The sequence below is a fragment of the Prescottella sp. GW823-FHT02E09 genome, from assembly GCF_058797375.1.
On sequence record NZ_JBXAJP010000005.1, the window covers coordinates 261,048 to 277,734 of the forward strand.

At 68.5% G+C, this 16,687-nt stretch carries 13 protein-coding genes; 4 read left to right on the top strand and 9 right to left on the bottom strand.

The genetic code is table 11. The features are described 5' to 3' along the window. Positions 1–19 precede the first annotated feature (19 nt). The 5 genes from folC to AC1RIF_RS14815 all read right to left on the bottom strand — a co-directional run bounded on the left by folC (position 20) and on the right by AC1RIF_RS14815 (position 8,005). Positions 20–1,450 carry a bifunctional tetrahydrofolate synthase/dihydrofolate synthase gene (folC, locus tag AC1RIF_RS14795; RefSeq protein WP_492602115.1) on the bottom strand — a complete coding sequence of 477 codons (1,431 nt, stop codon included), beginning with the start codon at positions 1,448–1,450 and terminating at the stop codon, positions 20–22. After that, a complete protein-coding gene (locus AC1RIF_RS14800; protein ID WP_492602116.1) occupies positions 1,447–4,107 on the bottom strand; it encodes a valine--tRNA ligase in 2,661 nt (886 codons plus the stop codon). The genes folC and AC1RIF_RS14800 overlap by 4 nt, the downstream gene beginning before the upstream one ends. A gap of 129 nt (positions 4,108–4,236) precedes the next feature. Next, positions 4,237–6,204, bottom strand: coding sequence for a S9 family peptidase (locus tag AC1RIF_RS14805; protein WP_492602367.1), 1,968 nt, complete (start codon positions 6,202–6,204; stop codon positions 4,237–4,239). Positions 6,205–6,339: 135 nt separating this feature from the next. Then, positions 6,340–6,948 carry a GNAT family N-acetyltransferase gene (locus AC1RIF_RS14810; RefSeq protein ID WP_492602117.1) on the bottom strand — a complete coding sequence of 203 codons (609 nt, stop codon included), beginning with the start codon at positions 6,946–6,948 and terminating at the stop codon, positions 6,340–6,342. A gap of 22 nt (positions 6,949–6,970) precedes the next feature. After that, the gene (locus AC1RIF_RS14815) at positions 6,971–8,005 is read right to left on the bottom strand and encodes an iron-siderophore ABC transporter substrate-binding protein (protein WP_492602118.1); all 1,035 of its coding nucleotides are present in this window, start codon (positions 8,003–8,005) and stop codon (positions 6,971–6,973) included. Positions 8,006–8,122: 117 nt separating this feature from the next. On the opposite strand from AC1RIF_RS14815, the gene AC1RIF_RS14820 reads away from it, so the two are divergent. The 3 genes from AC1RIF_RS14820 (at position 8,123) to AC1RIF_RS14830 (ending at position 11,742) form a co-directional block, all read left to right on the top strand. Then, positions 8,123–10,435, top strand: a complete 2,313-nt coding sequence (locus AC1RIF_RS14820; RefSeq protein ID WP_492602119.1) for an FdhF/YdeP family oxidoreductase — start codon at positions 8,123–8,125, stop codon at positions 10,433–10,435. Further along, entirely contained in the window at positions 10,435–11,259 is an 825-nt protein-coding gene (fdhD, locus tag AC1RIF_RS14825) for a formate dehydrogenase accessory sulfurtransferase FdhD (RefSeq protein WP_492602120.1), read from the top strand. Before AC1RIF_RS14820 ends, fdhD begins: the two co-directional genes overlap by 1 nt. A gap of 165 nt (positions 11,260–11,424) precedes the next feature. Then, positions 11,425–11,742, top strand: a complete 318-nt coding sequence (locus tag AC1RIF_RS14830) for a hypothetical protein (RefSeq protein ID WP_492602121.1) — start codon at positions 11,425–11,427, stop codon at positions 11,740–11,742. Here AC1RIF_RS14830 and AC1RIF_RS14835 read toward each other — a convergent pair. After that, the gene (locus AC1RIF_RS14835) at positions 11,739–12,923 is read right to left on the bottom strand and encodes an alpha/beta hydrolase family protein (protein WP_492602368.1); all 1,185 of its coding nucleotides are present in this window, start codon (positions 12,921–12,923) and stop codon (positions 11,739–11,741) included. The genes AC1RIF_RS14830 and AC1RIF_RS14835 overlap by 4 nt on opposite strands. 80 nt (positions 12,924–13,003) lie before the next feature. Here AC1RIF_RS14835 and AC1RIF_RS14840 point away from each other — a divergent pair, with 80 nt between their 5' ends. After that, a complete protein-coding gene (locus AC1RIF_RS14840) occupies positions 13,004–13,639 on the top strand; it encodes a TetR/AcrR family transcriptional regulator (RefSeq protein WP_492602122.1) in 636 nt (211 codons plus the stop codon). Between the two features lie 62 nt (positions 13,640–13,701). Here AC1RIF_RS14840 and clpX read toward each other — a convergent pair whose 3' ends face one another. From clpX to AC1RIF_RS14855, 3 genes are all read right to left on the bottom strand, one after another. Then, positions 13,702–14,982 (bottom strand): ATP-dependent Clp protease ATP-binding subunit ClpX, encoded by a 1,281-nt coding sequence (gene clpX / locus AC1RIF_RS14845; RefSeq protein WP_492602123.1) that lies wholly within the window; start codon positions 14,980–14,982, stop codon positions 13,702–13,704. Between the two features lie 294 nt (positions 14,983–15,276). Next, on the bottom strand, positions 15,277–15,948 hold the full coding sequence (locus AC1RIF_RS14850) for an ATP-dependent Clp protease proteolytic subunit (protein WP_492602124.1): 672 nt from the start codon (positions 15,946–15,948) through the stop codon (positions 15,277–15,279). A gap of 44 nt (positions 15,949–15,992) precedes the next feature. Then, entirely contained in the window at positions 15,993–16,601 is a 609-nt protein-coding gene (locus tag AC1RIF_RS14855; protein ID WP_407983947.1) for an ATP-dependent Clp protease proteolytic subunit, read from the bottom strand. Positions 16,602–16,687: the final 86 nt, after the last annotated feature.

The window sequence follows — 16,687 nt, forward strand, 5'->3', positions numbered from 1 at the left end:
GGGGTCTCCGGGGTCTCGCTCACGCGGGGTCCTTTCCGAACAGGGAGCGGGCAACGCCCGCGGTGACAACCGAACCTGTGACGACTACGCCTGCCCCCGAGACTGCCTCACCGGGTTCGGCGACCTCCTCCGCCAGCCCGATCGCGGTCTCGAGTGCATCGGCCAGCGTGGGCGCGAGGACGACTCGTTCGTCACCGAACCGCGCCACGGCACGGTTCGCGAGGTCCTCGACGTCCATCGCGCGCGGGGACCCGTTGTGGGTCACGACGATCTCGTCGAAGACCGGCTCGAGCGCGGCCAGGATGCCGTCGACGTCCTTGTCTCCCATGACACTGACGACGCCGACGAGCTTACGGAAGTCGAATTCCGCGGCCAGTGCGGCCGCGAGGGCCTGCGCCCCGTGCGGATTGTGCGCGGCGTCGAGGAACACCGTCGGCGCGTTGCGGACCCGCTCGAGCCGTCCGGGGTTGACGACGGACGCGAAGCCGGCACGGATCGCATCCGCGTCGAGCTGACGGTCGGGTCCGGCACCGAAGAACGCCTCGACCGCCGCGAGCGCGAGCGACGCGTTGCGCGCCTGGTGCTCGCCGTGCAGCGGCAGGAAGATGTCCTCGTACACGCCGCCGAGGCCCTGTAGTTCCAGCTGCTGACCACCGATCGCGATCTGCCGGCGCAGCACCCGGAACTCCGAGCCCTCACGGGCGACCGCGGCATCCGCCTCGACGGCGCGGCGCAGCAGCACGTCCATCACCTCGGGGCTCTGCTCTGCGATGATCGCGACAGTGTCGATCGGGGCGACCCCCTCGATACCGCTGTCACGGCCCTTCTTGATGATCCCGGCCTTCTCCCCCGCGATCGATTCGAGGTCGGGACCGAGGTAGTCGACGTGGTCGAGGCCGATCGGGGTGATGACCGCGACCTGGGCGTCGATGACGTTGGTGGCGTCCCACTTGCCGCCCAGCCCGGTCTCGACGACCGCGATGTCCACGGGCGCCTCCGCGAAGGCGGCGTACGCCATCGCGGTGGTGACCTCGAACTTGCTCATCGCGGGGCCGCCGGCAGCCTCGGACTGCTGGTCGATCATCCGGATGTACGGCTCGAGCTCACGGTAGGTGTCGACGTAGGTGCGCACCGAGATCGGGGATCCGTCGATGCTGATCCGCTCGGTCGCCAACTGGAGGTGCGGACTCGTGGTCCGGCCCGTCCGTCGGTGCAGCTGGGTCATCAGCGCATCGATCATCCGCGTCACCGACGTCTTGCCGTTGGTGCCGGCGACGTGGATGGCCGGATAGTTCTGCTGCGGTGATCCGAGCAGATCCATCAGCGCGGAGATCCGGGTCAGCGACGGCTCGATCTTGGTCTCGGGCCACCGCTGGTCCAGCTCCGCCTCGACGAGCGCGAGTTCGGCGAGATCGACCGGGTCGGGTGCGCCCGGACGTTCGGTACTCACGCTCCGCCCAGCTCCTTCAGACGTGCCGACATGCGAGCGATCTCCTCCTGCGCCACCTGCTGGCGCGCACGGATCTTGTCGACGACCGCGTCGGGGGCCTTCGCCAGGAAGGCCTCGTTCGACAGCTTCGCCGCGGTACCGGCAAGCTCCTTCTCGGCGACCGCGAGGTCCTTCTCGAGGCGCTTCTTCTCGGCACCGAGGTCGACGGTGCCCGACGTATCGAGCTCGACGGTGACGGTGGCCTTGCTCAGGCGCACCTCGACCGATGCGGTCGCCGCGAACGTCTCGGACGGTTCCGTGAGCTTCGCGAGGGACGCCACCGACGCCAGCTGGCTCTCGATGTCCGCCTCGGGGGCACCGGTCAGGCGTGCCGCCACCTTCTGAGACGGCTTGAGCCCCTGGTCGCTGCGGAAGCGGCGGACCTCGGTCACCAGACGCTGCATGTCCTCGACACGCTGGGCCGCAACGGGATCCGTCGCGACACCGGTCGCGGCCGGCCAGTCGGCGATCACGACGGACTCGCCGCCGGTGAGGACCTTCCACAGCGTCTCGGTGACGAACGGGATCACCGGGTGCAGCATGCGCAGCAGCGTGTCGAGCACGTTGCCGAGGACGGCTCGGGTGGACGCCGCTGCCGTCTCGTCCGCGGCCAGCTGCACCTTGGCGAGCTCGAGGTACCAGTCACAGACCTCGTCCCACGCGAAGTGGTACAGCGCCTCGCAGGCCTTGGAGAACTCGAACTTCTCGAACGCCTCGTCGACCTCGCCGCGGACGTGCTCGAGCCGGTCGAGGATCCAGCGGTCGGTGTCGGTGAGCTGATCGCGGGGCGGCAGATCCGCCACGACCGCGCCGTTCATCAACGCGAACTTGGTGGCGTTGAACAGCTTGTTCGCGAAATTGCGGGACGACTGCGCGTGGTCCTCGCCGACCGCGAGGTCGCTGCCCGGGTTGGCGCCGCGGGCGAGCGTGAAGCGCAGCGCGTCCGCGCCGAAACGGTCGACCCAGTCGAGCGGGTCGATGCCGTTGCCGCGGGACTTCGACATCTTCTTGCCGAACTGGTCGCGGACCAGGCCGTGCAGGAACAGGTCCTGGAAGGGCACCTTGCCGCCACCGGCAGCGTCGTCGCCGGCGACGTACGTGCCGAACATCATCATCCGCGCGACCCAGAAGAACAGGATGTCGTAGCCGGTGACGAGAACGCTTGTGGGATAGAACTTCTCGATCTCAGGGGTCTTGTCGGGCCAGCCCATCGTGGAGAACGGCCACAGGCCCGAGGAGAACCACGTGTCGAGAACGTCGGGGTCCTGCTCCCAGCCCTCGGGTGCGGTCTCGTCCGGACCGAAGCACTGCACCTCGCCGTTCGGGCCGTACCAGATCGGGATGCGGTGGCCCCACCACAGCTGACGCGAGATGCACCAGTCGTGCATGTTGTCGACCCACGCGAACCAGCGCGGCTCCTGGCTGGCGGGATGAATGACGGTGTCGCCATTGCGGACCGCGTCACCGGCGGCCTTCGCGAGCGCGTCGACCTTGACCCACCACTGCATCGACAGCCGCGGCTCGATGGTCTCGCCGGAGCGCTCCGAGTGGCCGACGCTGTGCACGTACGGACGCTTCTCGGCGACGACGCGCCCCTGCTCGGCGAGCGCCTCGCGAACCTTGACGCGGGCCTCGAAGCGGTCCATGCCGTCGAACTGCGTTCCGGTGTCGGCGATCTTGCCGGTCTTGTCCATGATGGTGGGCATCGGCAGGTTGTGCCGAACACCCATCTCGAAGTCGTTGGGGTCGTGCGCGGGCGTGATCTTCACGGCGCCGGTGCCGAACGCGGGGTCGACGTAGTCGTCGGCGATGATCGGGATCTGCCGGCCCGTGAACGGATGCTCGAGGGTGGTGCCGACGAGGTGCTTGTACCGCTGGTCCTCGGGGTGGACCGCGACCGCGGTGTCACCGAGCATCGTCTCGACACGCGTGGTGGCGACGATGACGTGCGGCTGGTCGTCCTCGAGGGAGCCGTAGCGCAGCGAGACGAGCTCGCCCTCGACCTCCTCGAACTTCACCTCGATGTCGGAGATCGCGGTCTGCAGCACCGGCGACCAGTTGACGAGGCGCTCGGCTCGGTAGATGAGGCCGTCGTCGTACAGGCGCTTGAAGATGGTCTGGACGGCACGCGAGAGGCCCTCGTCCATCGTGAAGCGGTCGCGGGACCAGTCGACACCGTCGCCGATGCGGCGCATTTGGCCCTGGATGGTGCCGCCGGACTCGCGCTTCCAGTCCCAGACCTTCTCGATGAACTGCTCGCGGCCGAAGTCTTCCTTCTTCTTGCCGTCCGCGGCCAGCTGCTTCTCGACGATCGTCTGCGTCGCGATACCGGCGTGGTCCATTCCGGGCAGCCACAGCACCTCGAAGCCCTGCATCCGCTTGCGGCGGCACAGCGCGTCCATCAGGGTGTGGTCGAGCGCGTGGCCCATGTGCAGGCTGCCGGTGACGTTCGGCGGCGGCAGCACAATCGAGTAGCCGGGCTTGTCGCTCGACGGGTCGGCCGTGAAGTAACCGGCGTCTACCCAGCCCTGATACAAGTCGGCCTCTACCGCGCTGGGATCCCAGCTCTTGGGGAGGGCGTCTGCGGGGGTCTGGGGAGTCTCTGGCGCACGGGTCACCCCCCAATCGTAATCAGTGGTGCCGAATCGCCCGGACCCGGCTCGGGGTCCTCGCCCGTCCCCGCGATTTGCGCACTTGTCGGTCCCAGCTCGGCACGTCCAGGAACGACAAGTGCGCAAATCGGCGTATCAGAATCCCAGGACGTCGGGCAGCGGCACGTTCTCCTCGAGCACGTGCTCGGCGAGGAACGAGTCCACCACCTGGTACCAGATCTTGGCGTGCTGGGGGCTGAGCACCCAGTGGTTCTCGTCCGGGAAGTAGAGGAACCGATGGTCGGTCTCCCCCTGGTCGTCGGCCGGCAGGCCCGACTCGGACAGCAGCTCGTACCAGAGCCGCAGCCCCTCCCCGATCGGCACGCGGTAGTCCTTGTCTCCGTGGATCACCAGCATCGGGGTGACGATGTCGGCGACGTAGAGGTGCGGGGAGTTCTCGAACGCCATCTCGGGCGTCATCTCGCGCTGCCAGTACCAGGCGGCGTCGGTGGTGGGCCCGAACTGGTCCAGCGCCCACAGGCTCGCGTGCGTGACAATCGCCTTGAAGCGGTCGGTGTGGCCGGCAATCCAGTTGGCCATGTAGCCGCCGAACGAGCCGCCCATCGCGGCCGTCCGCTTCGCATCGATCTCCGGCAGCGCCTCCGCGGCGTCGGTGATCGCCATCAGATCGGTGTAGGGCGCCTTGCCCCATTGACCCCAGCCGCGCTGGACGAAGTCCTGCCCGTAGCCGGTGGACAGTGCGGGGTCCGGCAGCAGCACCGCGTACCCCTTGGCGGCCAGCAGCCAGGGATTCCAGCGCCACGACCAGGTGTTCCACGAGTTCAGGGGGCCACCGTGCACCCACAGCAGCAGCGGCGCGGGGTGCTCCGCCGACGCCGACTCGGGCAGCGCCAGCCACGAGCGCAGTGGGGTGCCGTCGGCGGCCTGCCCCACCACCTCGGTGAGACGGCCGGGGAGCCGGGGAGCCTCCGACGGGGCACGCAGTTCGGTGACGTCGCCGACGTCGCCGACAAGGGCGATCCGCACCGGGTGCGGCGGCCGCGCGTACGAGGCACGCATCGCGTACACCGCGGAACCGTCAGGGGCGGGCCGCAGATCGGTGTAGGCGGCGTCGTCGGCCGTCAGTGCCACCGGCGCATCGCCGCGGACCAGGAAGATCGGGCCGCGGCCGCGGTCGTCGGCGGTGACGAGCAGGCCGTCGCCGTCCGGCAGCCACGCGACGGCCGTCGGCCAACGATCCCAGCCCGGCGCGAGGTCCTCGACGACCCCGCCCGCAAAGGCTATGCGGTGCAGCGTGATTCGCGGCGCACGTTCCGGATCCCCGTGTGATTCACGCAGGTACACCAACTGCGTGCCGTCGGGAGAGATCGCTGGACGCGACAGGTCCGCCTCGTCGTCGTCGACGAGCGTGGCGCGCTCGCCCGTCGCCACGTCGATGCGCACCAGGATCGTGCGCATCGTGCCGAGCACACCTGGGACCGACCAGGTGCTGACGACGAACGAGCCGTCGTCGGCGAGCGCGTAGTCGGCGTCGCGCAGTGCGATGCCCGGCGTCGGCGTCAGGTCGTCGAGCACGATCTCGTCGGCGCCGGTCGCAGCGGCCAGCAGGTGCGGGACGTCGGGACCGAGGTCGTGGTCCCAGTGCCGCACCGGGTAACCGGTGTGCAGGACGGCCGAGATCTTCTTGTCCTTGCGCTCGCCGCGGATCCGCTCGTCGTCCTCGGCCGCCCCGGACGACCCGAGGACACCGGTGTTCACCACGACCCGCGCCGCGGCACGCGCGGCACGCACGCCCGCGATCCCACCGCCGCGGCCGGCCACCCGGTGCGCCTCGCCGCCGGCTGCGGGCAACCGCCACAGTGACGCCGCCGTGTCGTCGGAGTCGTCGGGCGAGGGCCGCGTCGACGTGAACAGCAGATCGCCGTCGTAGGTGAATGCGGCGCCGGATTCGCCCTTCGATCCCCACGTCAGTCGCCGCGCGGGGCCCGCACCCGCCGGATCGATCTCCCACAGCGCGGACACGTACTTGGTGGCCGTGTCGTCGAGGACCGCCTGCGCAACGACCAGTCGGGTGCCGTCCGGAGACAGCTCGAGGCCCGACATGCGGGGCAGGGCCAGATAGTCGTCGAGGTCCTGGAACGGGGTGCCGAGGGGGTGCTGCGGGGTCGAGGTCACCCCAGATTGGTACCACGCGGTGACCGCCGGTGACGGCCGTCACGGTGCACATTCACGATTCGATCACCGCGGATTTCGCCACATCTTCCACAACGTCGGGCCACCGTTCGGGATCACGATCTCTCCGGTGACCTCGAACCCGAACCGTTCGTAGTAGGGAATGTTCGCGTGCTTGCTGGATTCCAGGTAGGCCGGCGCCGCCTCGGCGTCGCAGCGGGACAGGCGCGAGTTCAGCAGGGCCTTGCCGAAGCCGCCACCGCGGCCCGCCGTCGAGGTGCCGATGGTCGCCAGATACCAGTGCGGTTCGGTGGGATGCGCGGCCTCGAGGACGTGCGAGACCTCGGCACCGACGCGCAGGTACCGCCCCAGTGCCAGCGCGACGGTCGGCAGGCTCAGCAAGGACCCGAACGCCGACTGCTTCCAGCGGCCCGGCGGATCCCACAGCGCGCCACCGACTATGGTCCCGTCGGCCGACTCGGCAAGCTCCGCACCCCCACCGGCGAGATGGTGGTACCTGATCTCGGCGGCGAACAACCGCGCCAGGCCGGCCGGCCGTTTCGCGGCGTCGGGCAACATCCAGCTCATCACCGGGTCGTCGTCGAACGCCTCGGCCAGCGCGCGCGACAGCGCGGGAATGTCCGGTCGGGTCACAGGTCGCACGACGACTGCCATGATCGCGAGGGTACCGGCCGGATCAGCCCAGCAGTGGTGCGATTCGGGGCGGGATCTGCTGCAGCGCGTACGGCAGGCTCAGCACGGTGCTCCACGTCATGGCCTCCGCCGCCTCGTCGTCGAGGATGATCGTGCGCCCCGCCTGGACGACGTCGAGGGTCTGATAGATCGGCGTCCTGGCGAGCTCGGCGCGCAGGTCGTCGCCGAACCCGCCGCCCGCGTACCAGACGAGGAGATCGACATCGGCGAGCGAGAGTTGCTCGGTACTGATCTCGGCAAAGTTCGTCTTCCGGATCTGCTCGGTGACCGGCGGATTGACGAACCCGAGTTCGGTGAAGAACCGAACCTTGGGGTCGTCCGGTCCGTACACCCCGAACTGGCCCGGGCCCTTCAGCGCCCCGACGAGCACCGTCTTTCCGGCGAACACCGGGTTGGCGGCCGCGACGTCGGTGAACTGCTGCTGGACACCGGCCACCAGTTCTGCGGCTCGGTCCTGCCGCCCGAGTGCCTGCCCGAGAATCGTGGTCTGGTCCTGCCAGCGCACGCCGTAGTCCGCGACCCCGGCCGGCTGCGCCACCGTCGGGGCGATATCGGACAGCTTGTCGTACTGGCCCTGGGTGAGGCCCGAGTACGTGCCCACGACGAGGTCGGGTGCGACGCCGGCGACCTTCTCGATGTCGATGCCGCTGCTCGCGCTGCCGATGATCGGCAGTTCCGCGTCACCCAGATCGTCCTGCGCCCACGGCCACACCGCACTCGGGTAGTCGCCGTACCAGTCGAACACCCCGACCGGCACGGTCCCGAGGGCAAGCAGCGTGTCCTGGTCGTTGTAGCCGACGCTCACCACCCGCTGGGGCCGGTCGGGCACGGTGGTCTGCCCGTACTTGTGGGCCACGGTCGCGCCGGGCGCGCCGTCGGAGCCATCGCCGCCGGATTCGGCGCTGGTGCAGGCCGCCGCGAACGTCAGCAGGGCGCCCGTGCCGCCGATCAGGAACCCCCTCCGCGAGAGCGCACCCACACCCGTCCCGAAGCCGCCACCCGCTCGGCTATCCCCCATCGACAGACCCTCCGTTCACGCACACCAGCACAAAGTAGGTAAGGCTCGCCGACCTTACCCCGCGGTTCGGTGCGTCGGACCGTGCATCGCGGGATTTCCCGGGCCAGTATGGGATGCATGACGCGCAAGGGTCCCCGGGAAGACATCGACGAGAACGATCTCGTCGTCGGCCACACCAAGGACTACGCGGCGGGCGTGCCCGCGGTGCTCGTCTCGTTGGAGCGCGCGGTCGAACAGATGGGCATCGCCCGCACCGCTCGCACCCTGACCCGACTAAACCAGCGCCACGGCTTCGACTGCCCCGGTTGTGCCTGGCCCGAGACACCCGGCCACCGCAAGCCGGCCGAGTTCTGCGAGAACGGCGCCAAGGCCGTCGCCGAGGAGGCGACGCTCCGGACGGTCACACCCGCCTTCTTCGCCGCGCACTCGATCGCCGATCTGGCCGGGCACACCGCCTACTGGCTCGGACAGCAGGGCCGGCTCACGCACCCGATGGTGCTGCGGCCCGGCAGCGAGCACTACGAACCGATCGACTGGGCCGACGCCTACCGACTGATCGCCGGCCACCTGCGTGGGCTCGGCAGCCCCGACGAGGCCGTCTTCTACACGTCCGGCCGCACCAGCAACGAGGCGGCGTTCCTCTACCAGTTGATGATCCGCAGCTTCGGCACCAACAACATGCCCGACTGCTCCAACATGTGCCACGAGTCGTCCGGCAGTGCGCTCACCGAGGCCATCGGCATCGGCAAGGGCTCGGTCTCGGTGCCGGACATCGAGCAGGCCGACCTCATCCTCATCGCCGGCCAGAACCCCGGCACCAACCACCCCCGGATGCTGTCCACCCTCGAGAAGGCGAAGGCCAACGGCGCCCGGATCATCGCGATCAACCCGCTGCCGGAGGCCGGCCTGCGCCGGTTCAAGGACCCGCAGAAGATCAACGGCGTCGTCGGTGACGGGGTCCAGATCGCCGACGAGTTCCTGCAGATCCGCCTCGGCGGCGACATGGCGCTCTTCCAGGGTCTGGGCCGGCTGCTGCTCGAGGCCGAGGACCGCGCGCCGGGCACCGTCGTCGACCGCGCGTTCGTCGACCGGCACAGCGCCGGGTTCGACGAGTACGCCGCGCACGTGCGCGCCGTCGACCTGGACACCGTCGTCGAGGCCACCGGGCTCACGATGCAGCAACTCGAGGACACCGCCCGTGCGCTGGCCCGGTCCGAGCGCACCGTCACGTGCTGGGCGATGGGACTCACACAGCAGGCCCACGCGGTGGCCACCATCCAGGAGGCCGTCAATCTGCTGCTCATGCGCGGCATGATCGGCAAACCGGGCGCCGGGGTGTGCCCGGTCCGCGGCCATTCCAACGTCCAGGGCGACCGCACCATGGGCATCTGGGAGAAGATGCCCGAGGAGTTCCTCGCCGCCCTGGACACCGAGTTCTCGATCGCGAGCCCGCGCCGCCACGGATGGGACACCGTCGACGCGATCCGGGCGATGCGCGACGGTCGCGGCCGGGTGTTCATGGCTATGGGCGGCAACTTCGTGTCGGCCACCCCGGACACCGCGGCCACCGAGGAGGCGCTGCGGAACTGCGAACTGACGGTGCAGGTCTCGACCAAGCTCAACCGCAGCCACGTCGTGCACGGGCGCACCGCGCTGATCCTGCCGACCCTCGGCCGCACCGACCTCGACGTCCAGGCGACCGGCAGGCAACTGGTGTCGGTGGAGGATTCGATGTCGATGGTGCATCTGTCCCGCGGGCGGTTGAAGCCGGTGAGCGAGCACCTACGCAGCGAGGTCGCGATCGTCTGCCAGCTCGCTCGCGAACTGCTCGGCTCCGGACATCCGGTGCCGTGGGCCGAGTTCGAGGCCGACTACGACCTGATCCGGGATTCGATCTCGCGCGTCGTGCCGGGCTGCGCGGACTACAACACCCGGGTGCGTCGACCCGACGGCTTCCAGCTGCCGCATCCTCCGCGCGATGCCCGGGAGTTCCGGACCCACACCGGCCGAGCCACTTTCGCGGTCAACCCGCTCGAGTGGGTTCCCACCCCGCCGGGACGCCTGATCCTGCAGACGATGCGCAGCCACGACCAGTACAACACGACGATCTACGGCCTCGACGACCGTTACCGCGGCGTCAAGGGCGGGCGGAGGGTCGTCTTCGTCAGCGCCGCCGACATCGCCGAGATGGGACTGTCCGACGGGCAGATGGTGAATCTGGTGTCCGAGTGGACCACCGCCGACGGCACGATCGAGGAACGTCGCGTCCCCGACTTCCGAATCGTCGAGTACAGCACCCCGCGCGGCAACGCGGCCGCCTACTACCCCGAGACCAACCCACTGGTCCCGCTGGATCATGTTGCCGCCAAGTCGAACACGCCGGTGTCGAAGGCGATCGTCGTGCGACTCGAACCCACCCGGGCCGGCTGATGGGACGAGTCACCGCCCGGCGGCCCGTCCTGCGCATCACCCCGGACGGGACCCGGCGCCGCCCGGACGCGCTGGCCGTCGAGGAGCCCCTCGAGATCCGGCTCGGCGGGCGGCCCCTCACCGTCACGATGCGCACCCCCGGCAACGACATCGACCTGGTCCACGGATTCCTGCTGGCCGAGGGCATCGTCGGCAGCGCCGAGGATGTCTCGGTGATCCGGTACTGCGACGGCGTCGACGACGACGGCACCAACACGTACAACGTCCTCGACGTCGAACTGGCCGCAGACGTCCCGGACCCGGGGACGAAGGGCCGACGCGAGTTCCTCACCACGTCGGCGTGCGGGGTGTGCGGCAAGGCGTCGCTCGACGACGTCGCGACCCGCAGTCGCTTCACGCCGTCCGACAGCACCGTCGACGTCACTGCCGCCGCACTGTTCTCGATGCCGCCGACCCTGCGGCGCGGCCAACGGGTGTTCGAGGCCACCGGCGGACTGCACGCGGCCGGGGTGTTCACCCCCGACGGGGCCCTCCTCGCGCTGCGCGAGGACGTCGGTCGCCACAACGCTGTCGACAAGGTCGTCGGCTGGGCGCTCACCGAGCGGCGAATCCCCCTGTCCGACGCCGTCCTGATCGTCAGTGGCCGGGCCTCGTTCGAACTCGTGCAGAAAGCCGCGATGGCCGGCATCCCTGTGCTCGGCGCCGTGTCGGCGCCGTCGTCGCTGGCGGTCGACCTGGCCCGCGACCAGGGGATGACCCTCGTCGGGTTCCTCCGCGACGAGAGCATGAACGTCTACACCGGCGAGCACCGCATCAAGCGGTAGAACCCCACAGCCCACCCGGAATCGGGTGATCGCCGGCCTCGTCGACATCTGACGTGCGAGAGTGGATGTCGCTCGAGCCGGGACGAACGGGAGAGCGTCACACATGGGTGCTGCGAGGTCGTCACGGCGCAGGCCGACGCCCGCACGTTCGGCAACTCGATCGTGGTGACGCTGCTGGACGTGCAGTCCACCACCGATGCGCCCGCCAAGTGCGCCATCCTCGTCCATGACGAGGATGACCAGTCCGTCATGGGCCAACTGATGGAGATCTACGACGGTGGCGTGGGCGTCTACTGGGCGACCACACCCCACGAGACCTTGCACCTCGCCGGCCAGTACACCGACAGCGCCGACTACGCCGTGACCGCGCAGTGCGCGGACGACGACGGTGCCGTCGAGCTCGTCGACACCGTCGTCACCCTCCCGACCGGCGACCTGGTGGGGAATCCCCCGCGCTACTCGGAGCTGTTCGGACCTTTCTAACAGGTGCCCGTGGGTGTCTCGCCGTTGTGCAGCTGCTGGAAGAACTGCTCGGCGTCACCGAAGGAGTCCGCGACGGCGGCGCGGTGGTCGACCCCCTCGTACGTCTTGTATCCGACCGACGAACCGTTGTCGCACAACGTCTTCGCCAGTGCCCGCGATCCCGGCTCGGCGACCAGCGTGTCGGCGGTGCCCTGCAGGATCAGCGTGGGGACCGACAGCGTCAGCTGCGACGGCTCCTGCTTCTTCAGGTAGCCGATCAGCTTGTCCATGTCCGCGCCGGGCGCGAACGCCTGGTCGACGGGAACCGTCGGGATCACGTCGCGGATCTGCGCGACGCAGCCGTTGCGGGCGGCGGTCAGCAGCGCCTTCGAGGCGGGCGTGACGTACGAATCGGCGTCGATCGCCGGGTCGGCGGCCTCTGCGCCGAGCAGGATCAGCGGCAGGAATGCGAGCGCCGGTGCCACGGCGGGGTTTCCGGAGGCCAGGTAGGCGGGCGTCTGACTGGTGCCGTTGCCTGGTGCGATCGCGACCGCGCCCCGCAGGTCCAGCTCCGGCGCCCGGTCCGCCCCCTGCGCAGCGGTGAACAGCGCGGCGTGCCCGCCCTGGCTGTGGCCCATCGCGTACCACTGGCTGCTGATCGAATCGTCGAGGTCGCGGCTCGCGCGCACGATGTCGACGACGGCGTTGGCCTCCGTCCCGCCGTCCATGTACGGATGCCCGCCGGGTGTCCCCATCCCGACGTAGTCGGTCTGCAGGACCACGTACCCGTCGGCGACGTAGCGATCGAGCGTGCCGTCGACCACGCCGAGGTAGTCGTGCGCGAGGCCGTCCTCCGAGTCGGCCGACGGTGCACAGAGGTCGGACACGCCCGTGGTGCCGTGCGCCCAACTGATCACCGGCCACCCGCCCTCCGGCGCGGATGTCCTCGGAATGGACACCGTGCCCGACACGACCACCGCGTCACCCTGCGCATTCTGCGACACGTAGGTGATCAGTTCGCTGCGGGCGGCGCTGGGCAGCACCGGGGCGCCCGTGAGCGGCTGACTCGACAGCAACCGGCCGGGTTCGAGTGCCGTGGACTTCCCACCGTCGTCGCCGCTACAGCCGGCCGCGACCAGCGCGACCGACGTTGCCGCGACAACGGCGAATACGCGTCCGCGCCCGCCACCGCTGGTCTTCATCACCGAGTACACAAAGCACCTCCGAGTTAAGAAACATGTCTCAGGCGGATGAACATAGCCCATTCAGTACGCTGACCGCTATGACAACCCCGAACGGTCGCGACACGATCCTCCAGGTTGCCGAGCGCCTCATCGCCGAACGCGGCATGCACGGGGTCTCCGCTCGGGAGATCGTGAGAACTGCCGGGCAGCGGAACAACTCGGCGATCGCCTACCATTTCGGCAGCTGGGACGGCCTGCTCGAATCGGTGTGGTTGCAGCACCTCGGCAGCGTCAACGAGCGGCGCCGCGAGATGCTCGACAACCTCGACGACGACCCCGACCGGCTGACCGGTCTCGTCGCCGCCTACGTGCACCCGTTCGTCGCCGAGGTCGCCGCGCACACGCCGTCGTACTGGGCGCGCTTCAACGAACAGTGGCTGACCGGCGTACACATGGACTTCGTCAGCCGGCCGACATCGCTCGTGCCGGACGATCCGCGGTTCCCCCGCATACGCGACACCACATTGCTGCAGGAGCTCTTCGCGGGCATCCGCGCCGAGCTCACCCACCTCGACCCCGCCAGCCGCGCCCGACGCGTCGCCATGGCGGCGCGATTCGTGGTGTCCGGTCTGGCCACGTGGGAGCGCGAGCGTGAGGCCGGTTCGGCGCCCGATCTCGCCGACTTCGAGAAAGAACTCAACTCCCTCGCGCTGGCCCTTCTCCGCGCGCCCTGAAACGAGGGAAGCCCGGGCGCACTGTCGGCACCCGGGCTTCGCTCGAATCGTTCGGAGCAGGACTACGCGCTCTTGTCGCGGCGCTCGTTGCGGTCCGGCTTGCGCGGCACGATCGTCGGTAGGACGTTGTCGTTGACGGTCTCCGCAGTGACGACCACCTTCGCGACATCGTCACGGCTGGGGATGTCGTACATCACCGGCAGCAGGACTTCCTCCATGATCGCGCGCAGACCACGTGCGCCCGTGCCACGGTGAATCGCCTGGTCAGCGATCGCCTCCAGAGCGTCCACCGAGAACTCCAGTTCGACACCATCCATGTCGAACAGTCGGGTGTACTGCTTGACGAGCGCATTCTTCGGCTCTGAGAGGATCTTGACGAGAGAATCCTTGTCGAGGTTCGTCACCGACGCCACGATCGGAAGACGGCCGATGAACTCGGGAATCAGACCGAACTTGATCAGATCCTCGGGCATGACCTCCGAGAAGTGATCCTGCGTGTCGATCTCCGCCTTCGAACGCACCTCGGCACCGAACCCGATGCCGCGCTTGCCGACTCGATCGGAGACGATCTTCTCGAGCCCGGCGAACGCGCCCGCCACGATGAACAGCACGTTGGTGGTGTCGATCTGGATGAACTCCTGGTGCGGATGCTTGCGCCCACCCTGCGGCGGCACGCTCGCCTGCGTGCCCTCGAGGATCTTCAGCAGCGCCTGCTGCACGCCCTCACCGGACACGTCCCGCGTGATCGACGGGTTCTCGCTCTTGCGGGCGATCTTGTCGACCTCGTCGATGTAGATGATGCCGGTCTCGGCGCGCTTGACGTCGTAGTCGGCGGCCTGGATCAGCTTCAGCAGAATGTTCTCGACATCCTCGCCGACGTATCCGGCCTCGGTCAGCGCCGTCGCGTCCGCGATCGCGAAGGGCACGTTGAGCATCTTCGCCAACGTCTGCGCGAGGTACGTCTTGCCACAGCCGGTGGGGCCGAGCATCAGGATGTTCGACTTGGCCAACTCGACGGTCTCACCGCGCGCGTCCCGACTGCGGTCGCCCGCCTGGATGCGCTTGTAGTGGTTGTAGACCGCCACCGCCAACGTCCGCTTCGCAGCGTCCTGGCCGATCACGTAGTTCTCGAGGAAGTCGCGGATCTCCGCGGGCTTGGGCAGCTCGTCGAGCTTGACCTCACTGGATTCCGCCAGCTCTTCCTCGATGATCTCGTTGCACAGATCGATGCATTCGTCGCAGATGTAGACCCCGGGTCCCGCAATGAGCTTCTTGACCTGCTTCTGGCTCTTACCGCAGAAAGAGCACTTGAGCAGATCGCCGCCGTCACCGATGCGTGCCATCTCGTAAGGTCCCTACTTCCTTGTCTACGTGCGAGCACCCTCACCCGAATCCCCGCGGATCACTCTTCGGTGATCGCGTGCCCTCGGCTCAGGATCGAAGGCCCATGGTGTGACCGTACCCGCAGATCGGGAACGAGGTCGACCAAAAGCCGGTGATTCCCACACGGCGAACACGAATCCGACACATGAATCACATCCGCGTGCAGCACGCGGAATGTCCCAGCTCGACGGGTGCGCACCCCGGTCCACCGCAATCCGATCGCTCGGCGTGTCGGCGAACCGGGATGCCCCACATCACTTCTGGGCGGACAGCTTCCGGTACTGGAGCACGTCGTCGATGATGCCGTACTCCTTCGCCTCCTCCGCCGTCAGAATCTTGTCGCGATCGGTGTCCTTGCGGATGACGTCCGGATCCTTGCCGGTGTGCTTCGAGAGCGTGGTCTCCATCAGTCGACGCATGCGCTCGATCTCGGCCGCCTGGATCTCCAGATCGGAGACCTGACCCTGGATGCCACCGGTCGCGGGCTGATGGATCAGCACGCGCGCGTTCGGCAGCGCCAGACGCTTGCCGGGGGTGCCGGCCGCGAGCAGAACGGCCGCCGCCGACGCGGCCTGGCCGAGGCAGACCGTCGTGATGTCGGCCCGCACGTACTGCATCGTGTCGTAGATCGCCATCAGCGATGTGAACGAGCCGCCGGGCGAGTTGATGTACATGGTGATGTCGCGGTCCGGGTCGAGCGACTCGAGCACCAGCAGCTGCGCCATGACATCGTTCGCCGAGGCGTCGTCCACCTGCACGCCGAGGAAGATGATGCGCTCCTCGAAGAGCTTGTTGTAGGGGTTGGACTCCTTGACTCCGTAGCTGGAGTGCTCGATGAAGGAGGGCAGGATGTAGCGCGACTGAGCGCCGGCCGGAGCCTGGCCGCCGAGTGCGTGAGCGGCACGGGGATCGAAGAGGTTGGTCATCAGTTCTCCAGGATGGTGTGAGCGGAAGGTCGGGTGCGTTGCGGCTAGTTGCCTGCGCCGCCGGCCTGCCGCGCGCGGGTGATGACGTGGTCGACGAAGCCGTACTCGAGCGCTTCCTTCGCGGTGAACCAGCGGTCACGATCCGAGTCCGCGGTGATCTGCTCGACGGTCTGACCGGTGTGCTCCGCGATGAGCTCGGCCATCTCGCGCTTGGTGTGCGCGAACTGCTCCGCCATGATCGCGATGTCGGATGCGGTGCCGCCGATACCGGCCGACGGCTGGTGCATCATGATCCGCGCGTGCGGCAGGGCGTACCGCTTGCCCTTGGTGCCCGCCGACAGGAGGAACTGCCCCATCGAGGCGGCCAGGCCCATGCCGAAGGTCGCAACGTCGCACTCGGCGAACTGCATCGTGTCGAAGATCGCCATGCCGGCCGTGACCGAGCCGCCGGGCGAGTTGATGTACAGGGAGATGTCCCGGGTGGGGTCCTCTGCCGACAGCAGCAGGATCTGGGCGCACAGCTTGTTCGCGATATCGTCGTCCACCTGCGTGCCGAGGAAGATGATGCGCTCGCGAAGCAGGCGTTCGTACACCGAGTCGCTGAGATTCAGACCGGAGGTGGCTGAAGTCATGGCGGGATTCTGGTAAGTCACGGTACCTGCCTTCTCGATAAGTCGTTGGTTCCTGACACTGACACTAACCAAGTAGGGGGGGGGGGGGGGGGGGAGTTTTACCCCCC